The 267-nt window shown below is 67.4% G+C and carries 1 pseudogene; it reads left to right on the plus strand.

The annotated features are described in order from the left end of the window. A pseudogene (locus ACKX14_RS15955) lies at nt 1-267 on the plus strand (two-component sensor histidine kinase); the annotation flags it as partial.

The raw sequence follows: 267 nt of genomic DNA on the forward strand, positions 1-267 counted from the left end.
CATCTGCGCCGCGACCAGGTCAACCTGGAACCGGTGCGCCGTTTCCTCAGCGGCGCGATGCTGCCGATCCTCGGCGGCGACCCACGCAGCGTCGACGGCCTCAAGGTGTTCAGCGCCGCGCCGCTGCGGGTCAACGGCCAGCAGGCCGGCTACCTGTATGTGGTGCTGCTGGGCGAAGCCCATGATGTGTTCGACGCCCGGGATGCCACCGGCATGGCACTGAACATCGCCCTGTGGTCCATCGCCCTGGTGGCATTGTTGTGCTTG

It is taken from the genome of Thermorhabdus hydrogeniformans, assembly GCF_049310025.1.
GTDB lineage: Bacteria > Bacillota > Thermosediminibacteria > Thermosediminibacterales > Tepidanaerobacteraceae > JBJYKD01.